General features: G+C 71.5%; 18 protein-coding genes. 9 read left to right on the top strand and 9 right to left on the bottom strand.

What is annotated here, in order from left to right; translation table 11 throughout:
• Positions 1–50 precede the first annotated feature (50 nt).
• Genes ACZ5DS_RS04095 through ACZ5DS_RS04080 form a run of 4 tightly spaced genes read left to right on the top strand, consistent with a single transcriptional unit; the run spans position 51 to position 3,339 of the window.
• Complete coding sequence (locus tag ACZ5DS_RS04095) at positions 51–1,307, top strand: ABC transporter substrate-binding protein (RefSeq protein ID WP_468233696.1); 1,257 nt, start codon at positions 51–53, stop codon at positions 1,305–1,307.
• The gene (locus ACZ5DS_RS04090) at positions 1,304–2,206 is read left to right on the top strand and encodes a carbohydrate ABC transporter permease (protein WP_468233694.1); all 903 of its coding nucleotides are present in this window, start codon (positions 1,304–1,306) and stop codon (positions 2,204–2,206) included. Before ACZ5DS_RS04095 ends, ACZ5DS_RS04090 begins: the two co-directional genes overlap by 4 nt.
• On the top strand, positions 2,199–3,032 hold the full coding sequence (locus ACZ5DS_RS04085; protein WP_468233895.1) for a carbohydrate ABC transporter permease: 834 nt from the start codon (positions 2,199–2,201) through the stop codon (positions 3,030–3,032). The genes ACZ5DS_RS04090 and ACZ5DS_RS04085 overlap by 8 nt, the downstream gene beginning before the upstream one ends.
• Positions 3,033–3,051: 19 nt before the next feature.
• Positions 3,052–3,339: a hypothetical protein gene (locus ACZ5DS_RS04080; protein WP_468233692.1), complete on the top strand. Its 288-nt coding sequence runs from the start codon at positions 3,052–3,054 to the stop codon at positions 3,337–3,339.
• 10 nt (positions 3,340–3,349) lie between these two features.
• Here ACZ5DS_RS04080 and ACZ5DS_RS04075 read toward each other — a convergent pair whose 3' ends face one another.
• From ACZ5DS_RS04075 to ACZ5DS_RS04050, 6 genes are all read right to left on the bottom strand, one after another.
• Positions 3,350–4,117: an SDR family NAD(P)-dependent oxidoreductase gene (locus tag ACZ5DS_RS04075; RefSeq protein ID WP_468233689.1), complete on the bottom strand. Its 768-nt coding sequence runs from the start codon at positions 4,115–4,117 to the stop codon at positions 3,350–3,352.
• Between the two features lie 71 nt (positions 4,118–4,188).
• The gene (locus ACZ5DS_RS04070; RefSeq protein WP_468233686.1) at positions 4,189–4,770 is read right to left on the bottom strand and encodes a TetR/AcrR family transcriptional regulator; all 582 of its coding nucleotides are present in this window, start codon (positions 4,768–4,770) and stop codon (positions 4,189–4,191) included.
• Between the two features lie 54 nt (positions 4,771–4,824).
• Complete coding sequence (gene nirD, locus ACZ5DS_RS04065; RefSeq protein WP_468233683.1) at positions 4,825–5,184, bottom strand: nitrite reductase small subunit NirD; 360 nt, start codon at positions 5,182–5,184, stop codon at positions 4,825–4,827.
• Entirely contained in the window at positions 5,181–7,778 is a 2,598-nt protein-coding gene (gene nirB / locus ACZ5DS_RS04060; RefSeq protein WP_468233680.1) for a nitrite reductase large subunit NirB, read from the bottom strand. Before nirB ends, nirD begins: the two co-directional genes overlap by 4 nt.
• Entirely contained in the window at positions 7,778–8,992 is a 1,215-nt protein-coding gene (locus tag ACZ5DS_RS04055) for an NAD(P)/FAD-dependent oxidoreductase (protein WP_468233678.1), read from the bottom strand. Before ACZ5DS_RS04055 ends, nirB begins: the two co-directional genes overlap by 1 nt.
• Before the next feature lie 137 nt (positions 8,993–9,129).
• A complete protein-coding gene (locus ACZ5DS_RS04050; RefSeq protein WP_468233676.1) occupies positions 9,130–10,020 on the bottom strand; it encodes an NAD(P)-dependent oxidoreductase in 891 nt (296 codons plus the stop codon).
• Positions 10,021–10,130: 110 nt separating this feature from the next.
• On the opposite strand from ACZ5DS_RS04050, the gene ACZ5DS_RS04045 reads away from it, so the two are divergent.
• Complete coding sequence (locus tag ACZ5DS_RS04045) at positions 10,131–10,475, top strand: winged helix-turn-helix transcriptional regulator (RefSeq protein WP_468233673.1); 345 nt, start codon at positions 10,131–10,133, stop codon at positions 10,473–10,475.
• A 27-nt stretch (positions 10,476–10,502) separates the two neighbouring features.
• Here ACZ5DS_RS04045 and ACZ5DS_RS04040 read toward each other — a convergent pair whose 3' ends face one another.
• Complete coding sequence (locus ACZ5DS_RS04040; RefSeq protein WP_468233671.1) at positions 10,503–11,123, bottom strand: class F sortase; 621 nt, start codon at positions 11,121–11,123, stop codon at positions 10,503–10,505.
• Positions 11,124–11,305: 182 nt separating this feature from the next.
• Positions 11,306–11,824, bottom strand: a complete 519-nt coding sequence (locus ACZ5DS_RS04035; RefSeq protein WP_468233668.1) for a hypothetical protein — start codon at positions 11,822–11,824, stop codon at positions 11,306–11,308.
• Positions 11,825–12,211: 387 nt separating this feature from the next.
• Between ACZ5DS_RS04035 and ACZ5DS_RS04030 the strand changes: the two genes are divergently transcribed.
• The 4 genes from ACZ5DS_RS04030 to ACZ5DS_RS04015 all read left to right on the top strand — a co-directional run bounded on the left by ACZ5DS_RS04030 (position 12,212) and on the right by ACZ5DS_RS04015 (position 17,147).
• Positions 12,212–13,348 (top strand): hemopexin repeat-containing protein, encoded by a 1,137-nt coding sequence (locus ACZ5DS_RS04030; protein ID WP_468233666.1) that lies wholly within the window; start codon positions 12,212–12,214, stop codon positions 13,346–13,348.
• Positions 13,349–13,457: 109 nt separating this feature from the next.
• Positions 13,458–14,921 (top strand): hypothetical protein, encoded by a 1,464-nt coding sequence (locus tag ACZ5DS_RS04025; RefSeq protein WP_468233663.1) that lies wholly within the window; start codon positions 13,458–13,460, stop codon positions 14,919–14,921.
• Between the two features lie 13 nt (positions 14,922–14,934).
• Complete coding sequence (locus tag ACZ5DS_RS04020; protein ID WP_468233661.1) at positions 14,935–16,494, top strand: hypothetical protein; 1,560 nt, start codon at positions 14,935–14,937, stop codon at positions 16,492–16,494.
• A complete protein-coding gene (locus ACZ5DS_RS04015) occupies positions 16,491–17,147 on the top strand; it encodes a hypothetical protein (protein WP_468233658.1) in 657 nt (218 codons plus the stop codon). Before ACZ5DS_RS04020 ends, ACZ5DS_RS04015 begins: the two co-directional genes overlap by 4 nt.
• Here ACZ5DS_RS04015 and ACZ5DS_RS04010 read toward each other — a convergent pair.
• Complete coding sequence (locus ACZ5DS_RS04010; protein ID WP_468233656.1) at positions 17,141–17,878, bottom strand: TetR/AcrR family transcriptional regulator C-terminal domain-containing protein; 738 nt, start codon at positions 17,876–17,878, stop codon at positions 17,141–17,143. The two genes, ACZ5DS_RS04015 and ACZ5DS_RS04010, sit on opposite strands and share 7 nt — an antisense overlap.
• Positions 17,879–17,942 lie beyond the last annotated feature (64 nt).

The raw sequence follows: 17,942 nt of genomic DNA, 5'->3' as shown, positions 1-17,942 counted from the left end.
GGTTGATCGTTGGTCCCCGTGCATCGATGACGAACGTCAGGGGGCACAAGATGAGGGGCATCAGCCGGAGGGCGCTGCTGGCGGCGGGCGCGGGTGCCGGACTGGTCACGGCGTGCGGATCCCGTACCGGGCGGGGCGGTGGGGGCGCGGGACCGGGATTGTCGCAGTGGTATCACCAGTACGGCGAGGCCGGCGCCGAGCAGGCCGTGCAGCGGTATGCCGCCGCGTACCAGAAGGCCGACGTCAGCGTGCAGTGGCGGCCGGGCACCTACGACCAGCAGACCTCCGCCGCCCTGCTCACCGCCTCCGGACCCGATGTCTTCGAGGTCAACGGGCCCACGCTCGACCAGATCCAGGGCGGTCAGGTGGCCGACCTCACCGATCTGCTCGACGTCGACGGGGTCAAGGATGACTTCAATCCCGCCGTGCTCAGGCCGAAGACCCACGGCGGCAGGATCTGGGGCATTCCCCAGGTCGTCGACCTGCAGCTGCTCTACTACCGCAAGAGCTTGCTGAGAGACGCGGGAGTCGAGCCCCCCACCACCCTGGACGCCCTGGTCGACGCCGCGCGGAGGCTCACCGGCAGCAAGGTCAAGGGGCTGTTCCTCGGCAACGACGGGGGAGCGGGGGCCCTCGGCGGAACCCCCCTCTACGCCACCGGACTTCAGCTCGTCACCGACGACGGCAAGGTCGGCTTCGACGACCCCTCCGCCGCCCGCACCCTCGGCAAACTGCACCAGTTGTACGCCGACGAGTCCCTGCTCCTCGGCGCGCCCGCCGACTGGTCCGACCCCTCGGCCTTCCTCCAGGGGCTGACCGCCATGCAGTGGTCCGGGCTGTGGGCGCTGCCCCAGGTGCAGAAGGAACTCGGCGACGACTTCGGGGTGCTGCCGTTCCCCAGGGACGGCAGCCACGGCCGGCCCTCGGTCCCCGTCGGTGCGTACGGCGCCGCCGTCAGCGCGCGCAGCAGGCACCAGGAGGCCGCCAAGGCGTATGTGAAGTGGCTGTGGGTCGAACGCACCGATTTCCAGGAGGACTTCGCCCTCTCCTACGGCTTCCACATCCCCGCCCGGATCTCCCTCGCCCGGAAGGCCGCCGCGCTGAAATCGGGCGCGGCCGCCGATGCCGTCCGGTTCGGCACCGAGCACGGCTGCGCCCAGCCCCTGCTGTGGACCCCGGCCGCCCAGACCGCCTACCAGGACGCGCTCAGCCGGATCATCAGGAGCGGTGCCAGTCCGGAGAGTGAGCTGCGGGCCGTCGTACGGAAGGTGTCGGCCGAGCTCGACCGCGTGAAGAAGAAGTCGTGAGCAGGCGGAACACCCTCTGGTTCTGGGCCTTCGTCGGGCCCTTCGTCCTCGGGCTCGTCCTCTTCACCTACGTCCCGCTGCTGTGGAGCGTGGCGCTCAGCTTCTTCGACGCGCACAACACCGTCACGCCGACGCACTTCGTCGGGCTGGACAACTACACGGCGATGCTGGAGGACGACGCGTTCGTCGACAGTCTGAGGACCTTCCTCGTCTTCACCGGTTTCATCGTGCCCGTCACGTACGTGTTTTCCCTCTCCCTCGCCCTGATGGTCAACCGCCTCCACCGCGCCCGGGCCTTCTTCCGGTCCGTGTTCTTCCTGCCCGCCGCGTGCAGTTACGTCGTCGCGGCTCTCGTCTGGAAGACGTCTCTCTTCAGCGGGGTGCGGTTCGGGCTCGCGAACACCGTGCTGGGATGGTTCGGCGGCGATCCCGTCGCCTGGCTGTCCACCACCGAGCCGCCCTGGTACTGGCTGGTCATCGTCACCGTACGGCTGTGGCTGCAAGCCGGGTTCTACATGATCCTGTTCCTCGCCGGGCTCCAGCGGATCGATCCGGCGCTGTACGAGGCGGCCGCCGTGGACGGGGCCCGGCCCGGCTGGACCGTGCTGCGGCACATCACGCTGCCTCAGCTGCGGGCCACCTCGGTCGCGGTGGTGCTGCTGCTCGTCGTGGGCGCCTTCCAGGCCTTCGACGAGTTCTACAACCTGCTGTCCGACGCGCGGGGTTATCCGCCCTACGCCCGACCGCCGCTGGTCTATCTCTACTCCACGGCCCTCGGGCAGGGGCAGAACCTCGGGCTCGGCAGCGCGGGAGCGGTGATCCTCGCGCTGGTCATCGCCGTCGTCACGGTGGGCCAGGCGCGGTGGCTGAGGCCGGGGAGGACGGATGCCGATGGATGACGCCCTGGTGCGGGCCGGGCGGGCGCTGCGGCTGGCGCTGCTGATCGCGCTCGCGCTGGTCTTCCTGGTCCCCTTCTATCTGCTGGTCCGCAACGGCCTGTCGAGCGAGCAGGACATCACCTCGCCCGCGTGGACCTTCGTTCCGGGGGAGGTGAGGTGGGGGAATGTCCGGGAGCTGTTCGACGATCCCTCCGTACCCTTCGCCCGCTCCCTGGTCAACTCCGCGCTGATCGCCGTCGCGACCACGCTCGGCACCCTCCTCCTCGCCTCCCTCGCGGGCTACGGCCTCGCCCGCATCCCCTACCGGCACGCGGACAAGGTCTTCCACGGCATCCTCGGCACCCTCCTGGTCCCGGCCGCCGTGACGTTCGTACCGGGTTTCGTGCTGGTGTCGTCGCTGGGCTGGATCTCCACGCTGCGGGGGCTGATCGTCCCGACCCTGTTCCCGGCCTTCGCCTGCTTCGTCTTCCGGCAGTACTTCCTGGGATTCCCACGGGAGTTGGAGGATGCGGCGCAGGTCGACGGGCTCGGGTACGGGCGCACGTACTGGCTGGTCGTCGTACCGAACGCGCGGCCGGTGTTCGCCGCCGTCGGCACGATCGTGTTCCTCGGCGCGTGGAACTCCTTCCTGTGGCCGCTGGTCATCGGGCAGGACCAGAGTGCCTGGACGGTGCAGGTGGCGTTGTCGTCCTTCACGACGTCCCAGGTGATCCGGCTGCACGAGCTGTTCGTGGCCGCCGCCGTGTCGGTCCTCCCGCTGCTGCTGGTGTTCCTGTGCTTCCAGCGGTGGATCGTGGCGGGGGTGGAGCGGTCGGGGATCGACTAGGGCCAGTAGGGTTCCCGGCATGCGGTGCTGGATATGCGGCTCGGACCGGCTGAGTCCGGTCGGGGAACTCACCCCGGGTGAGCAATGGGGCGAACGCCTTCGGCTCAAGTTCCGCCGGCCGGGATTCCTGAAACCCCGGCCGGCGTTCGACGCCGGACTCGCGCGTGCCTGCCGGGACTGCGGAGCCCTGTTCCCGTTCCTCGACGAGTACGCCCGGCAGCAGCTGGACGCGGTGGCCGATGACCTGGCCGATGTCGAGGGGGCCCGGTCGCACCACTACGGGGTGTCCGACAGCCCGGGCCCGTGAACCCACGCGCTCACAGCGAGCCTCCGCTGTCCACCACCAGGTCGGTGCCGACGAGCGAGGCCGCGTCGTCGGAGGCCAGGTAGAGGATCGCGGCGGCGACTTCCTCGGTGGCGGAGATGCGGCCGAGCGGGAGCGTGGCCTTGGCGCGCTCGGTGCGGTCGGCCTCCGTCTCGCCGGGGCGGAGCGACATGGAGGTGGCGGTGGCGCCGGGGCTGACCACGTTGATGCGGACGCCGTCGCCGATGTGGTCCAGAGCGGCGCCCCGGCTCAGGGCGGTCACGGCGGCCTTGGTCGCGGCGTAGGCGGCGGCTCCGGCGGTGGTGGTGTGCGCGCCGAACGTGGAGGCCACGTTGACGATCACGCCGCCCGACGGCTGGGTGCGCATCCGGCGGATCTGGGCCTGGAGGGCCAGATGGACGCCGGTGACGTTGACGGCGAGCTGGGTGTGCCAGTCGTCCTCCGGCAGGTCGGCGAGGGGCTGCCCGCCCCGGAAGACACCGGCGTTGTTGACGGCCACGTCGAGCGAGCCGAAGTGCTGGACCGCGGCCCGGACCAGCGCCTGCGCATCGGCGGCACGGGAGACGTCGGCGGTCACCGCGAGCGCCTTGCCGCCCTGCTCCTCGATCAGCCGCACGGTCTCGTCCAGCGGCTCCGCCCGGCGCCCGGCCACGACCACCTGGGCACCCTCCGCGGCGAGGGCGAGCGCGACGGAACGCCCGATGCCGGAGCCGGCGCCGGTGACCAGAGCGGTCCTGCCGGTGAAGCGGGTGGTGGTCATGATCTCCCCTTTTTCTTGACTGATCGGTTCAGTATGCGGGCCGGAAAAACGCCCCTCGACAGAGGGGCGTGTCAGTCGAGCAGGGCCAGCGCCTGCTCCGCCGCGTCCCGGACCCGGGCCGGGTCCGCCGACGCCTTGCCGACGACCCGTAGGCCCTGCAGCAGCACCAGCAGCATGCGGGCGAGGGTGAGCGGATCACGGTCGGCCGGCAGCTCGCCCTGCGCCTGCCCCCGGACCAGCGCCGAGTGCAGCACCGTCTCCAGCTGGTCCCAGCTGCGCTCGACGCTCCGCGCGGCGGCCGGGTCGCGGGGTGCCAGTTCGGCCGCCGTGTTGGTGACGAAACAGCCGCTCAGGCGCAGGTCCGCGGCTGCGGCCTCGTCCGCGTAGCGTCGTACGAGAGCGCGTACGGCGGGCAGGACCGGGCCCGGTTGGGACAGCTCCCGCAGCAGGTCGGGAAGCTGTTCCTGGTAGCGCTCCAGCGCCTTCAGATACAGCTCGTGCTTGCTGCCGAAGGTCGCGTAGATGCTGGCGCGCCCGATGCCGAGGTGCTCGACGAGGTCGGACATCGACGTCGCCTCGTAGCCGCGCCGCCAGAACAGCTCGATCGCTGCCTGGAGTGCGGCGTCCGGATCGAACTCCTTGGTCCTGGCCACACAGAGCAACCTAGGTCCAAAGAGAACGATCAGTCAAGAAACCTCTGTTCAGGCTTACGAAACCCGCACCTCGTACGTCGCCACCCGCACCGACTCGTCGTCCAGGCACTGCCCGGTCTCCAGGTCGAAGCGCTGCTTGAGCAGCGGGGACGCCACGAACGGGCGGCCCTGGTGGGTGCCGGTCAGGCCGCGGGAGAGGACCGCCGCGCCGCCGAACGGGTCGCGGTTGTCGATGCCGTACAGCCGGCCCGTGCGGTCGCGGAACAGGGCGACCTGGCGGCCGTCCGGCAGCAGCGCGGCCACGCCCCGGCCGGGCACTAGCCGGCTCGCCTCGCAGACCGTGAACCAGGCGCCCTCGTGGGAGTCCAGCTGGATGTGAACCTTCAGGTCGGTCGTCTCGGGTGCCAGGGTCATCGCTGGGCGCTCCCTTCCAGGGGTCGGTGGCCGATGGTCAGCAGCGGCAGGTCGGGCTTGATCTGGTCGCGCTCGGGCACGAAGCCGACGACCGGGTCGGGGGTGTCCGGCGCGTTGACGAAGGACACGAACCGGGCGAGCTTCTCGGGGTCGTTGATGGTGGTCGCCCACTCGTCGGCGTAGTGCGCCACGTGGTCCGCCATCAGGGACTCCAGCTCCTCGCAGATGCCGAGGGAGTCCTCCACGACCACGTCGCGGACGTGGTCCAGGCCGCCGGGGATCCGCTCCAGCCAGGTGGAGGTGCGCTCCAGGCGGTCGGCCGTGCGGATGTAGAACATCAGGAACCGGTCGATGAGGCGGACCAGTTCGGCGTCCGACAGGTCCTGGGCCAGCAGGTCCGCGTGGCGGGGGGTCGCGCCGCCGTTGCCGCCGACGTACAGGTTCCAGCCGTTGGAGGTGGCGATCACGCCGAAGTCCTTCGACTGGGCCTCGGCGCACTCGCGGGCACAGCCGGAGACGGCGGACTTGAGCTTGTGCGGGGAGCGCAGTCCCCGGTAGCGCAGCTCCAGGTCGATCGCCATGCGGACCGAGTCCTGGACGCCGTAGCGGCACCAGGTCTGCCCCACGCAGGACTTCACCGTGCGCAGCGCCTTGCCGTACGCGTGGCCCGACTCGAAGCCGGCGTCCACCAAGCGGGTCCAGATCAGGGGCAGTTGCTCGACCCGCGCGCCGAACATGTCGATCCGCTGACCGCCGGTGATCTTCGTGTAGAGGCCGAAGTCGCGGGCGATCTCACCGATCACGATCAGGCCCTCGGGGGTGATCTCACCGCCGGGGATGCGCGGCACGACCGAGTACGAGCCGTTCTTCTGGAGGTTGGCCAGGAAGTGGTCGTTGGTGTCCTGGAGCGCGGCCTGCTCGCCGTCCAGGACATAACCGCTCGCGCCGATCGTCGGGGCGAGGGAGGCGATGATCGAGCCCACCGCCGGCTTGCAGATCTCGCAGCCGTCGCCGCCCCGGGCCTCCTCGCGGCCGTAGCGGCCGAGCAGGCCCTGGTAGGTGTTGATGCGCAGGGCGAGGACGATCTCGTACAGCTCCTCGCGGGTCAGCCCGAAGCAGCCGCACAGGCCCTTGTCGACCTCGACGCCGGACGCCTCCAGCTCGGCGGTGACCAGCCGGCCGAGCACCTTCACGCAACTGCCGCAGCCGGTACCGGCCTTGGTGCACTTCTTCACCTCGGGCACCGTGGTGCAGGAATGCTCCGTCACCGCGCCCCGGATCGTGCCCTTGCTGACGTTGTGGCAGGAGCAGATGATCGCCTCGTCCGGCAGCGCGGACGGGCCGAGCTGGGCCCCCGGGCCCGCTCCGGCGGGCAGGACGAGCGACTCGGGGGAGATGGGCGGCACCGAACCGGTCAGCGCGCGCAGGGTGCCGTACGCCTCCGCGTCACCGACCAGGATGCCGCCGAGCAGCGTGCCGTCCCGGCCGATGACCAGCTTCTTGTACAGGCCCGCGCGGGAGTCGGAGTACACGACGTCCAGACAGCCCTCGGCGGTGCCGTGCGCGTCGCCGAAGGACGCCACGTCCACGCCGAGCAGCTTCAGCTTGGTGGACAGGTCGGCACCCGTGAAGGACGCCTCGTCGGCGGCGATCGTGGCCGCCGCGGTCTCAGCCTGCTCGTAGCCCGGCGCGACCAGGCCGTAGACCCGGCCGTCCGCGGCCAGCGCGCACTCGCCGATCGCGAACACGTGCGGGTCGGTGACCGTACGGCACTGCTCGTCGACCGTGATGCCACCGCGCTCGCCCACCGTCAGACCGCAGTCGCGCGCCAGCTGGTCGCGGGGGCGGACACCGGCGCTGAACACCACCATGTCGGTGGCGAGCTCGGAGCCGTCGGACAGCTTCATGCCGGTGACCGCGCCCGAGGAGTCCGTCACGATCTCCTGCGTGCCCACGCCGGTGTGCACGGTCAGGCCCATGTCCTCGATCGTGCGCAGGAGCGCGGCGCCGCCGCCCTCGTCGACCTGGACGGGCATCAGCCGGGGCGCGAACTCCACGATGTGGGCGCTGAGTCCGAGACCCTTCAGCGCACCGGCCGCCTCGAGTCCGAGCAGACCGCCGCCGACCACGGCACCCACCTGGGCCTTGCTCTTCGCGTACGCCTCGATCGCCAGCAGGTCCTCGATCGTGCGATAGACGAAGCAGCCCTCGGCGTCCTTGTGGGGGACGGGGGGCACGAACGGGTACGAGCCGGTGGCCAGGACGAGGAAGTCGTAGTCGACGACGAGACCGGAGCGGGACGTCACCTTGCGCGCGTCACGGTCGATCGTCTCCGCCGGGTCGCCGACGTGCAGCTCGATGCCGTGGTCCTTGATGAACTCCATGTCCGTCATCGAGAGGTCCTCGGGGGTCTTCCCCGAGAAGTACGACGTGAGCTGCACGCGGTCGTAGGCCGGACGCGGCTCCTCGCACAGCACGACCACGCGGTGCGTGGCGGTCAGGCCGCGCTCGGCGAGCGCCTCGAGGAAGCGCTGGCCGACCATGCCGTGGCCGACGAGCACGATCGTGGGGGTGGCCCCCGGGGTGGCGGTCATCAGGAGCCTCCATCGTTGGTGAGCAGGTGGAGCAGGGGGCCGTCGTCGGGGAGCGGCTCTGCTCCCTCCCAGGCGCGGGCGAGCGCGCCGACGGTGCCGAGTTCGCCGACGAGGACCCCGCCGACCAGGCGGTCGTCGCGGACGACGACCTTGCGGTAGGTGCCCCGGGTGGCGTCGGCGAGCTGCACGACGTCGTCGCCGGGGCGGGGCTCGGTCTCGCCGAACGCGGCGAGGTCGAAGGGGGAGTCGGGACCCGTGAGGGTCAGCCGGGTCAGGGCGCGGGTGCCGGTGTACCGGGCGTTCGCGTCGCCCGCGAGCAACTCCGCGAGCAGATCGGCCTGTTCGAGGGCCGGGGCGGCGAGGCCGTAGACCGTTCCCTCGTGCTGGGCGCAGTCGCCGATGGCGTGGATGTGCGGGTCCGAGGTGCGCAGCTCGTCGTCGACGAGGACGCCCTTGTGGACGGCGAGTCCCGCCTGCTCGGCCAGACCCGTGCGCGGCCGCACCCCGCAGGCGAGGACCACGAGGTCGGCGTCGAGGGCGTAGCCGTCGGCCATCTCCACCGAGCGGACCGCGCCGCCGACCGAGCGCACGTCCCGCACCCGGCACTCGGTGTGCACCTCGACGCCGAGATCCTTCAGGTGCCGCAGCACCAGCCGGGAGGCGTTCGGGTCGAGCTGGCGCTCCATGAGCCGCTCGGCCTGCTGGGCGAGCACCACCTGCGCGCCGCGCACGGCCAGCGCGCGGGCCGCGGAGACCCCGAGCAGCCCGCCGCCGATCACGACTGCCCGTACCCCCGGCCGTACCGCCTTGGACAGGCCCAGGCAGTCGTCCATGGTGCGGAACGCGTGGACGCCCTCGGGGAGTTGGTGGTCCGGGGCGAACAGGCCGCGCAGCGGCGGCAGCACGGGGTTGGAGCCGGTGGCCAGCACCAGCGTGTCGTATGCGATCGACGAGCCGTCGGCGCAGTCCAGCCGCCGTGCCGCGCGGTCGATGGCGGTGACCCGGGTGCGCACCAGGCCGCCCGGTGCCGGGAGGGCGATCACCTCCGGGGCGTACCGGCCGGCCAGCACCTCGGCGAGCAGGACCCGGTTGTACGGCCGGTGCTCCTCCTCGCCGACGAGCAGCGCGGGCGTGCCCAGCTCGCCGAGCCGCCGGGCGAGCCGTACGCCCGCGAGGCCGGCGCCGATCACCACCACACGCGTATTCGAGGTCATGCAAAGGAGCGTGCGGCCCCGACATTACCCGTCCGCATCACTCCTGTTTCCCACGAGGAACGCTGCCCTCAGCGGGGGCGGGCGCGGGGTGTGAGGGTCCCGGGCGGGCGCCGGGGGGCGCTGTGAGGTGCGGTGGCTCAGGGGCGCACCTGCAGCAGGCCGACCAGGCCGGTGGTGTCCTCGTCCCCGTGCCCGTCGGCCAGACGGCGCCGCATCAGCTCCAGGAAGGGGGCGAGCAGCTCGGTGCTCACGCCCTGCTCCTCGGCCGTCCGAAGCAGGGTGCCGGTGCCCGCGACCTGCATGGCCAGGCTGGAGACGACGCCGGTCGTCAGGTCGCCGCTCGCCAGCCGCTCGGCCGCCTCGTGGGCCATGGACGCCATCGCGGTCAGCCACGGCACGAGCAGCGCGGCGAACTCCTTGAGGGCCACATCCGCCTCGCGTACCAGCGCGAACGCGTGCGTGATCCCGGCGAAGGTGCCGTACATGCCGCTCAGCAGGGCCACGTCGTGCAGCGCGGCGAGCCCCGGATCGGCGCCGACGTACGCGGTGCCGGCCGGGGCGGCCAGGACGTCCTGGTGCTCCTCGAACAGGCCGCGGTCGCCGCTGTAGAGGACATAGGCACCGGGGGTACCGATCATCGGCGGTACGGCCATGATCCCGGCGTCCAGGAAACGGGCGCCGCGTGCCTCGGCCCAGGCGGCCCGGGCCCGGCCCTCGCCAGGGGTGCCGGTGGTGAGGTTCACCAGGTCCCGGCCGGTGAGGTCGGCCTCCGCCAGCGCCTGGCCCACCGAGGTGTCGTCCAGCAGGCAGACCACGACCAGCCGGTTCGCCGCGACCGCCGCCGCCGCGCTCGCGGCGACCACCGCGCCCTCGGCGGCCAGCGGCCCGGTGCGCGCGGGCGTGCGGTTCCAGACGGTCAGCGGATGCCCGGCGGCGAGCCAGGCCCGGCCGAGCGCGGTGCCCATGGCGCCGGTGCCGAGCAGGGTCAGGGGCGTACGGGGGCTGGGGGAAAGGGAGTTGTCGGTCATGGCGACTAGGCTGGTCCCGAGGAGCGCCCGACGTAAGTACCTACTTCGAAGTGGGTGGTTACCTGCGGGGAAGGGTGCAGGTGGCGAAGGGTTCGGCGAAGGGGGAGAGGGTGCCGATCGGGCGGCGGCCGGGGGCGTACGTGTGCGGGATCGACGCGGCAATGGACGTCATCGGCGGCAAGTGGAAGGTGCTGATCCTGTGGGCGCTGCACGAGCGCCCGCACCGCTTCGGCGAGCTGCGCCGGCAGCTGCCGGGCGTGACGGAGAAGGTGCTCGCCGCGCAGCTGCGGGAGCTGGAGACCGACGGGATCGTGCACCGCGAGGAGTACGACGAGGTGCCGCCGCGGGTGGAGTACTCGCTGACCGCGCGGGGCGTGCTGCTGAACGAGGCGCTGGGCCCGCTGGGCGCGTGGGGGAGGGAGCACGTCCTGGGCGGTGAGGTGCCGGCGCATTGAGACTCGGCGGCTACCCGGCACCCGGGCTCAGCGGCTGCCCGTCAGATGGGCGAACACGACCACGTTGCCCTGGTAGCCCGTGGCCCGCGAATAGCCGCCGCCGCAGGTGATGACGCGCAACTCGGGCCGCTGGGCCGCGCCGTACACCTTCTCGTCGGGGAAGTCGCGGGCCGCGTACACCTCGACCGCGTCCACGGTGAACACGGCCACGCCGCCGTCCTGCCGGTCCACCTCGATGACGGCGCCCCGCTTCAGGGCGCCGAGGTTGAAGAAGACGGCGGGGCCCTCGGTGTTGTCGACATGGCCCGCGACGATCGCGGTGCCCGTCTCGCCGGGGGTGGTGCCGGCCTCGTACCAGCCGGCGAGGTTCTTCTCGCGGGCGGGCGGCACGTCCAGGCTTCCGGCGCGGGTGAGGGCGAGGCCCATCAGGGGGGCGTTCACCCGGATCGCGGGGATGCGGATGCGGGTGGGCGGGGACGGCTCCAGCGCGGGAGCCGTGAGCCGCTCCTCGCCCGGGTCGGGCCGGCCCTCGGCGGCCGTCGGCTGCGGCGGAGCCTGCGTTCCGGTCCCGTCGCCGAGCAGCCACACCCCCGCGCCGAGGGCGACGACGGTGACCGCGGCTATCGCCGAGTCCCCGATCCTGCGCATACGAACCCCTCTCCCGGAGGCGGACCTCCTGCGAGGCGGGACCATGGCGGGCCCCTGCGGGCCCGTTCGGCAGGCCCGGTCTTTCCGAAGCAGACCCCCGTCCCCCTCCGGGCCCCGAGGGGCATCGGGTCCGGAGGGGGCGGGGCATGCGGTACCGGCGGACGGACAGCGGAGGGTGTCCGTCAGATCCCGTCGCCTCTCGCCCGGCGATGCAGGAGCCAGGTACCGCCCGCGGCGGCGACGGCCAGAGCCGCCACACCCGCCGTGGTCTGCACGGGGTCGGAGCCGAGTGCGCCGCCGACCCCCGTCCGCACGCTTCCTCGCGGCTGCTCGTGTGCCGCCGCACCCAACGCCACCACCAGGTCGCCCGTGACCTGCAGGGTGCCCTCCGCGCACTTCGCGACGATCTCGTACGTCCCCGGCTGCGCGCTCGGCGGCACCCGGAACTGGCCGATCGCCTCGCCCTCGTGCGTGCTGGGCGCCAGCGGGAAGGTCCCGGCGCCGACCGCGCCCGCGTCACCGACCGCCGTGCCCCTGCCCCCGCACGCCGCCGTGTTCACCGTGACCTGGCTGCCCGGCACCGTGGTGGACGGGTACACCTGCAGACTGCCCGTCCCACCGCCGTAGGCCGGTGCCGCGGCGGGACCCGCCGCCGCTACGGCGAGCGCGGTACCGGTCAACAGACGGGCGGTGCGTCGCATGGTGCTCCCCAGAGCTTGTCCGACTCGTTCGATCGACTCGTTCGTCCCACTCGTTCAGGGGCGCGCCCCTGCCCTACCGAGGTAAGTGGCATTCGGGCCCGCCCGCTTCCTGATGACCCGTCAGGAATGGGGTGAACGGGTGTCGCAGGCGGCCCCCACACGGCCTAGCGGTCACCGGGTTCCGGCAGGTCAAGGGCGTGCGCCGGGCCATGGACGAAGAGAAGTACGAAAAGCACACGAATGGAGCGGCGGGCGCCGGTGAACGGGTGATCCACATCCGTCCGCGCACCTGCGCGCCCCGTACGGGACGCGCACCCGAGGTGTGAAGGCCCGGCCCGGGAGCATCCATCCCCCAGGAACACGACGAGCGCGAGGGGGACCCGGGCAATGGACGTGGACAAGGCGTACTTCACCGTGGGCGGCACCGTCACCCCGTACGACATCGAGAAGGACGCGGCCGACTCCGGCCAGGAGTGGCAGCTCGGCACGGCGTGGAGCGGGCTGCCGGCCGGCTGGGAGGAGGGCATCGACGCGGCGGTCGACCTGGGACAGCAGAACCTGTACGCCTTCCGGGGCACCGAGTACGTACGGATCCCGTTCGCCACGCAGACCGTCGACGACGGCTACCCGCTGACCATCCAGGACAACTGGAGCGGCCTGTCCTTCGCCACCGTCGACGCGGCGATGAACTGGGGCGACGGCAAGCTGTACTTCTTCAGCGGCACCCAGTACGTCCGCTACGACATCGCCGCCGACCGCCAGGACCCCGGCTACCCCAAGGACATCGCGGCGGGGTGGGGCGGGGTGAGCGCCGACTGGGCGGGCGACGGCATCGACGGGGCGCTGAACCCCGGCAACGGGCGGGCGTACCTCTTCAAGGGCACCGAGTACGTCGCCATCGACTGGCAGACCAAACGCCAGGCGGACGGCTACCCGCTCACCATCGCCGACCAGTGGCCCGGCCTCGCCGGACCCTACGACGCGGTGTGGTCGGGCGCCGCCTCCGCACCGCCCGCCACCGGCACGGCGACCGCCGCCGACTTCCGCCGCCGCTACGGGACGTACGCCGACGCCAGCCAGGCGGCCACCGAGGTGCCCGCGCTCGTGACCCTCGGCCAGGCCGCCCTGGAGTCGGGCTGGGGCGCCCACGCCCCCGGCAACAACTTCTTCGGCATCAAGGCCAGGGCCTCCGACCCGCCCGAGACCCGCCGGCTGCTGCGCACCACGGAGGTCCTCGACCGCCCCGACGCGACCTTCCCCGAGGTCATCTCCGTGACCCGGCGCGCCGACGGGAAGTACGTGTACGTCGTCCGCGACTGGTTCCGGGTCTACGCCACCCCCGAGGAGTCCTTCACTGCGCACGGCACCTTCCTGCGGAACAACGGCCGCTACGTCCCCGCCTTCCAGCACACCGACGATCCGTACGCGTTCGCGCGCGCCGTCGCGGACGCCGGCTACGCCACCGCTACCACCTATTACGACGCCCTCGCCCGGGTCATGCGTACCATCGAGGCGAGCGACTGAAGTCTCCCCAGTTGCCCCAAGTGCCTTGAAATCACAGGGAATTCACCTATCCGTGTGAACGGCCCGGATTGCCCGTGTGGGGATCGAGCGGCTCGGGCACCACAGCGCCATGGGGTATCAACTGGGGGATCTCGGGCGGACTTTCCGCGATCAGATGTACAACGTGCTCACCGGCGGCGACGGCAGCGTGCCGCCGGCCAAGTCCAGCTTCATCACCTGGTGCATGCCGGGCCTGCCCTACCAGGAGGCGGACTTCATGTTCGCCGCCCAGGGCATCGGCACCGGCGCCACGGCCCAGGAGGACAAACTCCTGCTCCAGCAGGCGTACAACTTCGCCTCCCTGGTCGACTTCATTCCGGACGTGACCTCGGCGTACTCCTCGGAGCGCCAGGACGGTGTGTGGCGCAACGCGAGCGGGGCGCGGCTGAGCGAGATCTACGGCGAGATCCTCAGGTTCTCCAAGGTGATCGACGACCAGCTCACCGACGACCAGAAGAAGAAACTGGAGCGGTTCCGCGGGCTGCTGCGGGTCACGCGCACCGTGAAGGACATCGTCACCGAGCAGGAGAAGCAGGTCACCGAGGACAGTCCCATGCTCAAGGCGTACAAGGCCTCCATGCAGGCCTATGTCGCCGCGGCGCTCGCGTACAACAACAAGCGCATCGCCGCCCAGGCCGCCGTCGGCGAGTCCGGCAAGCAGGCGGTGGCGGACTGGGCGGCCAACGCCCAGCTGTACAGCCTACAGGTGGCCGCCGCCGCGGACGACTGGACCTCCAGCGGCTACCGCAACGAGGTCGAGGAGATCAACGCCTACATCGACCAGACCACCGAGAAGTCGATGCTGCTGTGGAAGCGGAACCTGGAGCGCTTCTACGAGGAGGCGCTGACCAGCGCCCTGGGACCGGGCCAGTCCTTCTCCTACACGACCGTCGTCCCCGGTGACTTCGCCACCTCCGCCGGCTGGACCAACTACGAGATGTACCACCAGATGGTGGACTCCCACAGCCACTACGAGACGACGTCCTGGTCCGCGGGCGGCGGCCTCAACTGGGGCCTGTGGAGCGCCAGCGCGGGTGTCACCTCGAACTCCTCCGACTACAGCGAGAACTTCCAGCTGGAGGACTTCGAGCTGACCTTCGACATGACCCAGGTGCAGATCGTGCGCCCCTGGTTCTACCCGGAGTTCCTGGAGAACCGCGGCTGGGACCTGAAGAAGGGGGAAGGCTGGAACTACGACGACATGCCCTCCGACGGCGGCACCCCGCCCAAGGGACGCTTCATCGGCTACCCGCTCCAGGCCCTGTTCATCAAGAACCTCACCATCCGCTCGGCCGCGCTCGCCCGGGCCTTCCAGGCCCATCAGAGCTCCGTGTCCGTCCACGCCAGCGTGGGCTTCGGCCCCTTCACCATCAACGGCAGCTACAGCCACTCCGAGTCCGACCAGCACTTCCACTCGGAGAACGACGGCGTCACCATCAGGGTCCCCGGCATGCAGATCATCGGCTTCGTCAACCACCTGCTCGGCAAGACCCCCAACCTCCTCGACGGCATCGACCCCGGCCAGCTGGTCTGAGCGGGGCGCCGACATGACCGACACCGCCGCGGCGTCCTCCGTCGACGCCTCCGCCCTGCTGGGCCTCGCCGCCCGCATGCAGCAACTGCTCACGGACGCCGACCACCTGGTGGCCGTACCGGCCACACCCCTGGTGTACCGGGACAGCGAGTTCCGCTTCGACGGACCGCTGGACGCGGCCCGGGCGGGGACCCACGCCGAGTTCTCCGAACTGGTCAACCGGGTCCCCACCCAGCCCGTGTGGTCACCTCCGAGCACCCTGCACCTGTGGGACGTCTACGGCGAGGTGCTCGCCGCGGACCTCGCGCACAGCAGCCTGACGCCGGAGGAGCGCCGGCGCTACGACGCCGCGTCGGCCTACCTCTACGTGACGGACGCGACCGGCGTCCCCGGACCGTCCCAGGCGTTGCGCGACTACCGCACCGCCCGCCAGGCCTGGCTCCAGGCCGACACCGACTACCACCAGGGCGAACAGACGGCGAGCATGTCCGCCGACCCCGCCGTCCGCGACCACTGGACCCACGTCGACGAGCCCCGGCTGCGGCAGATCCGGGACGACGCGATGGAGGCGTGGCAGACGACCGGCCACAAGAGCCAGGTCGAGGACGCGCTCCGGGAGACCTCGGAGCTGGCGTCGAAGGCCCCCTCCAGCATCTGGAAACGCCACCGCGACACCTTCAACCCGAACCTTCCCGACCAGTTCTCGACGGCGCCGAACGGCATCCGGTACGCGCCGACGTACTACTCACCGGCGGGCGCTCTCGATGTCCCCTGGTCACGGGTGGTGCTGACCCGGCAGATGCTTCTCTCCCTGGCCGAACAGGCGCCACCGGAACTGACGGCGGCCCTGGGCGGCGGCATCGACCCCACGGTCCAGTCCCTCGCCTTCGACTACCGCGTGGTCTCGGTGGTCCGCCCCTGGCTGGACCCGCCGATGGAACTCTTCGGCTCCCGCGCGTGGAAGCTCTCGGCCTCAGCGGCGCCACTGAGTGACGGCGGCACCCCGCCGCGCGGCCGCTGCCCGTCGTACGTCGAGTCGGTGGCCCTGGCCCGCAACCTCGACCTCACCCGCCGCGTCACCGACTCCGTCGTCGCCGGCCAGGGCGACACCGCGCTGAAGGGAACCTGGACCTTCGACTTCGACACCGGCGAGCAGGGCGGCGACATGTTCTACGCCGACGTCTGGTGGGAGTGGATGACCGAGACATCCGCACAGATGGTGCCGAACGGCCGGGCGAGCATCGTCAACCTGGGCGTCCGCGACTTCGACTCCCTCACGGTGGACCAGCTGGCGGCCTTCACCTACGGCAAGAACCCCATCCCCGGCAACCCGGACACCTCCAACCAACTGGCCGACGGCGACGTCTTCGCGGTGGCGACCAGCGAGGGGAACTTCGCCAAGGTCCTGGTCGTCAAGTACGGCTACAACATGCTGATCCGCTGGGTGACGTACCGCTGGACGTCCCCGCGCGAGGAGCACGCCGTCACCGGCCCGGACGACGTCTTCCTCGCGGCGTTCGTCTGCCGCCGGCTGCCCCGCTCCCCGGATCCCGACCCGGACCTGACGTGGTGAGCGGGGAAGCGGGTGGGGAAGCGAACGGGGAGACGGACGGGGAGAAGGACGGAGAGAAGGACATCCACGGCCTCATCCTCCTCGGCTCGGACCCCGTGTACGCAGTCCACATGCCCCTGTTCACCCCGCCGTACGACGTCCAGGCGGTGGCCCGGGTGACCCTGAGCACGGACACGTACCAGCGCGCCCGGGCCCGCTACGGCACCTCGGCACTCTTCACGGTCCGGCCGCAGGGCCCGGCGGCCGGTGCGGACATCCCCGGGGAGCTCTTCTTCGGGCGGTTCGGAAGGGACGGCGAACCGCTCGGCGAGGTGACCGTGCGGGTACGGCAACAGGTGTGGGCCCGCCGCCCGGAGGCGGACCCCGCCCCCCAACCGGCTCTCGAATACGTCCTGTTCGGCACCGACGAGCTCTTCCTGGCCCACCTGCTCACCGGCCCGCCGGACTTCGACCAGCTGCTGACCGCCCAGTTCACCGATGTACCGGCCGAGCAGGGCACCACCGTGCGGCTCCCCGGCCGCCCGAACGGCCTCACGGGCAGGCTCCGGCCCGGCGAGCAGATCACGACGGCGGAGGGGGCCGGGCTGCAGGTGCTGGCGGAGGTGTACCTGGAGACCGAGGACCTCGCGACCCGGCCGGGCTCGCTTCACTGACGCGGGAGCCGTGAGGCCAGGCCGTCGAGGACGATGTCCAGGCCGTAGGCGAACTTGGCCTCCCGGTCTCGGGCGGGGTCCGGGGCGGCCGTCGTGTCGGTGGCGGCGTAAGCGGCGGCGAGGTGGGTGTGCCCGGCCGCCGCCTGCTGGGCTGCGGGCAGCAGCCGAGCGACGAATTCCGCCTCGGTGTGCCCGGAGCGGGCGACCGCGGTCAGCCAGGCGGCCTCGGCGGTGCTCATACCCATCACATACGCGAGCAGGGTGCTGATCGCCCCCTCGGGCTCGGGGAAGCCGGCCTCCGTGAACAGCGCGGCGAGCCGCTCGTTGAACGCCATCAGGTTGGGGCCCAGATAGGCGAGGCCCGCCTGGCCCATCACCGAGGACAGCCAGGGGTGGCGCAGGGCGGTCGCCCGGAAGGACCGCGCCGCCTCGGTGACCGCCGCCCGCCAGTCGGGCTCGGCGCTCTGTGGTACCCGGACCTCGGCGGCGACCTCGTCCACGGCCAGCTCCATCAGCTCGTCCTTGGTGGCCACGTGCCGGTAGAGGGAGGTCGCGCCGGCGTTCAGGCGGGCGGCGAGCTTGCGCATGCTCAGCGCCTCGATGCCGTCCGTGTCCAGCACGGTGATCGCCTCGCGGACGATCACGGCCCGGCTGAGCGCCGGTTGGTCCGGCTCCTGCTGCTGCCGCGCCCATACGGAGGGGATCGGGGTCGGCTTGCTCCTGGCGGCCATCGGCGCCTCCTCTATGCGTACGTCGTTCGCATTCAGCGTACAGAGTTCAAAGCTTGCGCACACT

It is taken from the genome of Streptomyces sp. NPDC031100, assembly GCF_055570785.1.
The sequence above is the reverse complement of the archived record's forward strand: the minus strand, read 5'-3'. Positions and strand labels throughout refer to the sequence as shown.

Bases quoted from the DNA above. Each gene is read 5' to 3' on its own strand.
- ACZ5DS_RS04095 (WP_468233696.1), top strand. From the start codon at position 51: ATGAGGGGCATCAGCCGGAGGGCGCTGCTGGCGGCGGGCGCGGGTGCC.
- ACZ5DS_RS04085 (WP_468233895.1), top strand. From the start codon at position 2,199: ATGGATGACGCCCTGGTGCGGGCCGGGCGGGCGCTGCGGCTGGCGCTG.
- ACZ5DS_RS04080 (WP_468233692.1), top strand. From the start codon at position 3,052: ATGCGGTGCTGGATATGCGGCTCGGACCGGCTGAGTCCGGTCGGGGAA.
- ACZ5DS_RS04075 (WP_468233689.1), bottom strand. From the start codon at position 4,117: ATGACCACCACCCGCTTCACCGGCAGGACCGCTCTGGTCACCGGCGCC.
- nirD (WP_468233683.1), bottom strand. From the start codon at position 5,184: ATGACCCTGGCACCCGAGACGACCGACCTGAAGGTTCACATCCAGCTG.
- nirB (WP_468233680.1), bottom strand. From the start codon at position 7,778: ATGACCGCCACCCCGGGGGCCACCCCCACGATCGTGCTCGTCGGCCAC.
- ACZ5DS_RS04055 (WP_468233678.1), bottom strand. From the start codon at position 8,992: ATGACCTCGAATACGCGTGTGGTGGTGATCGGCGCCGGCCTCGCGGGC.
- ACZ5DS_RS04050 (WP_468233676.1), bottom strand. From the start codon at position 10,020: ATGACCGACAACTCCCTTTCCCCCAGCCCCCGTACGCCCCTGACCCTG.
- ACZ5DS_RS04040 (WP_468233671.1), bottom strand. From the start codon at position 11,123: ATGCGCAGGATCGGGGACTCGGCGATAGCCGCGGTCACCGTCGTCGCC.
- ACZ5DS_RS04035 (WP_468233668.1), bottom strand. From the start codon at position 11,824: ATGCGACGCACCGCCCGTCTGTTGACCGGTACCGCGCTCGCCGTAGCG.
- ACZ5DS_RS04030 (WP_468233666.1), top strand. From the start codon at position 12,212: ATGGACGTGGACAAGGCGTACTTCACCGTGGGCGGCACCGTCACCCCG.
- ACZ5DS_RS04025 (WP_468233663.1), top strand. From the start codon at position 13,458: ATGGGGTATCAACTGGGGGATCTCGGGCGGACTTTCCGCGATCAGATG.
- ACZ5DS_RS04020 (WP_468233661.1), top strand. From the start codon at position 14,935: ATGACCGACACCGCCGCGGCGTCCTCCGTCGACGCCTCCGCCCTGCTG.
- ACZ5DS_RS04010 (WP_468233656.1), bottom strand. From the start codon at position 17,878: ATGGCCGCCAGGAGCAAGCCGACCCCGATCCCCTCCGTATGGGCGCGG.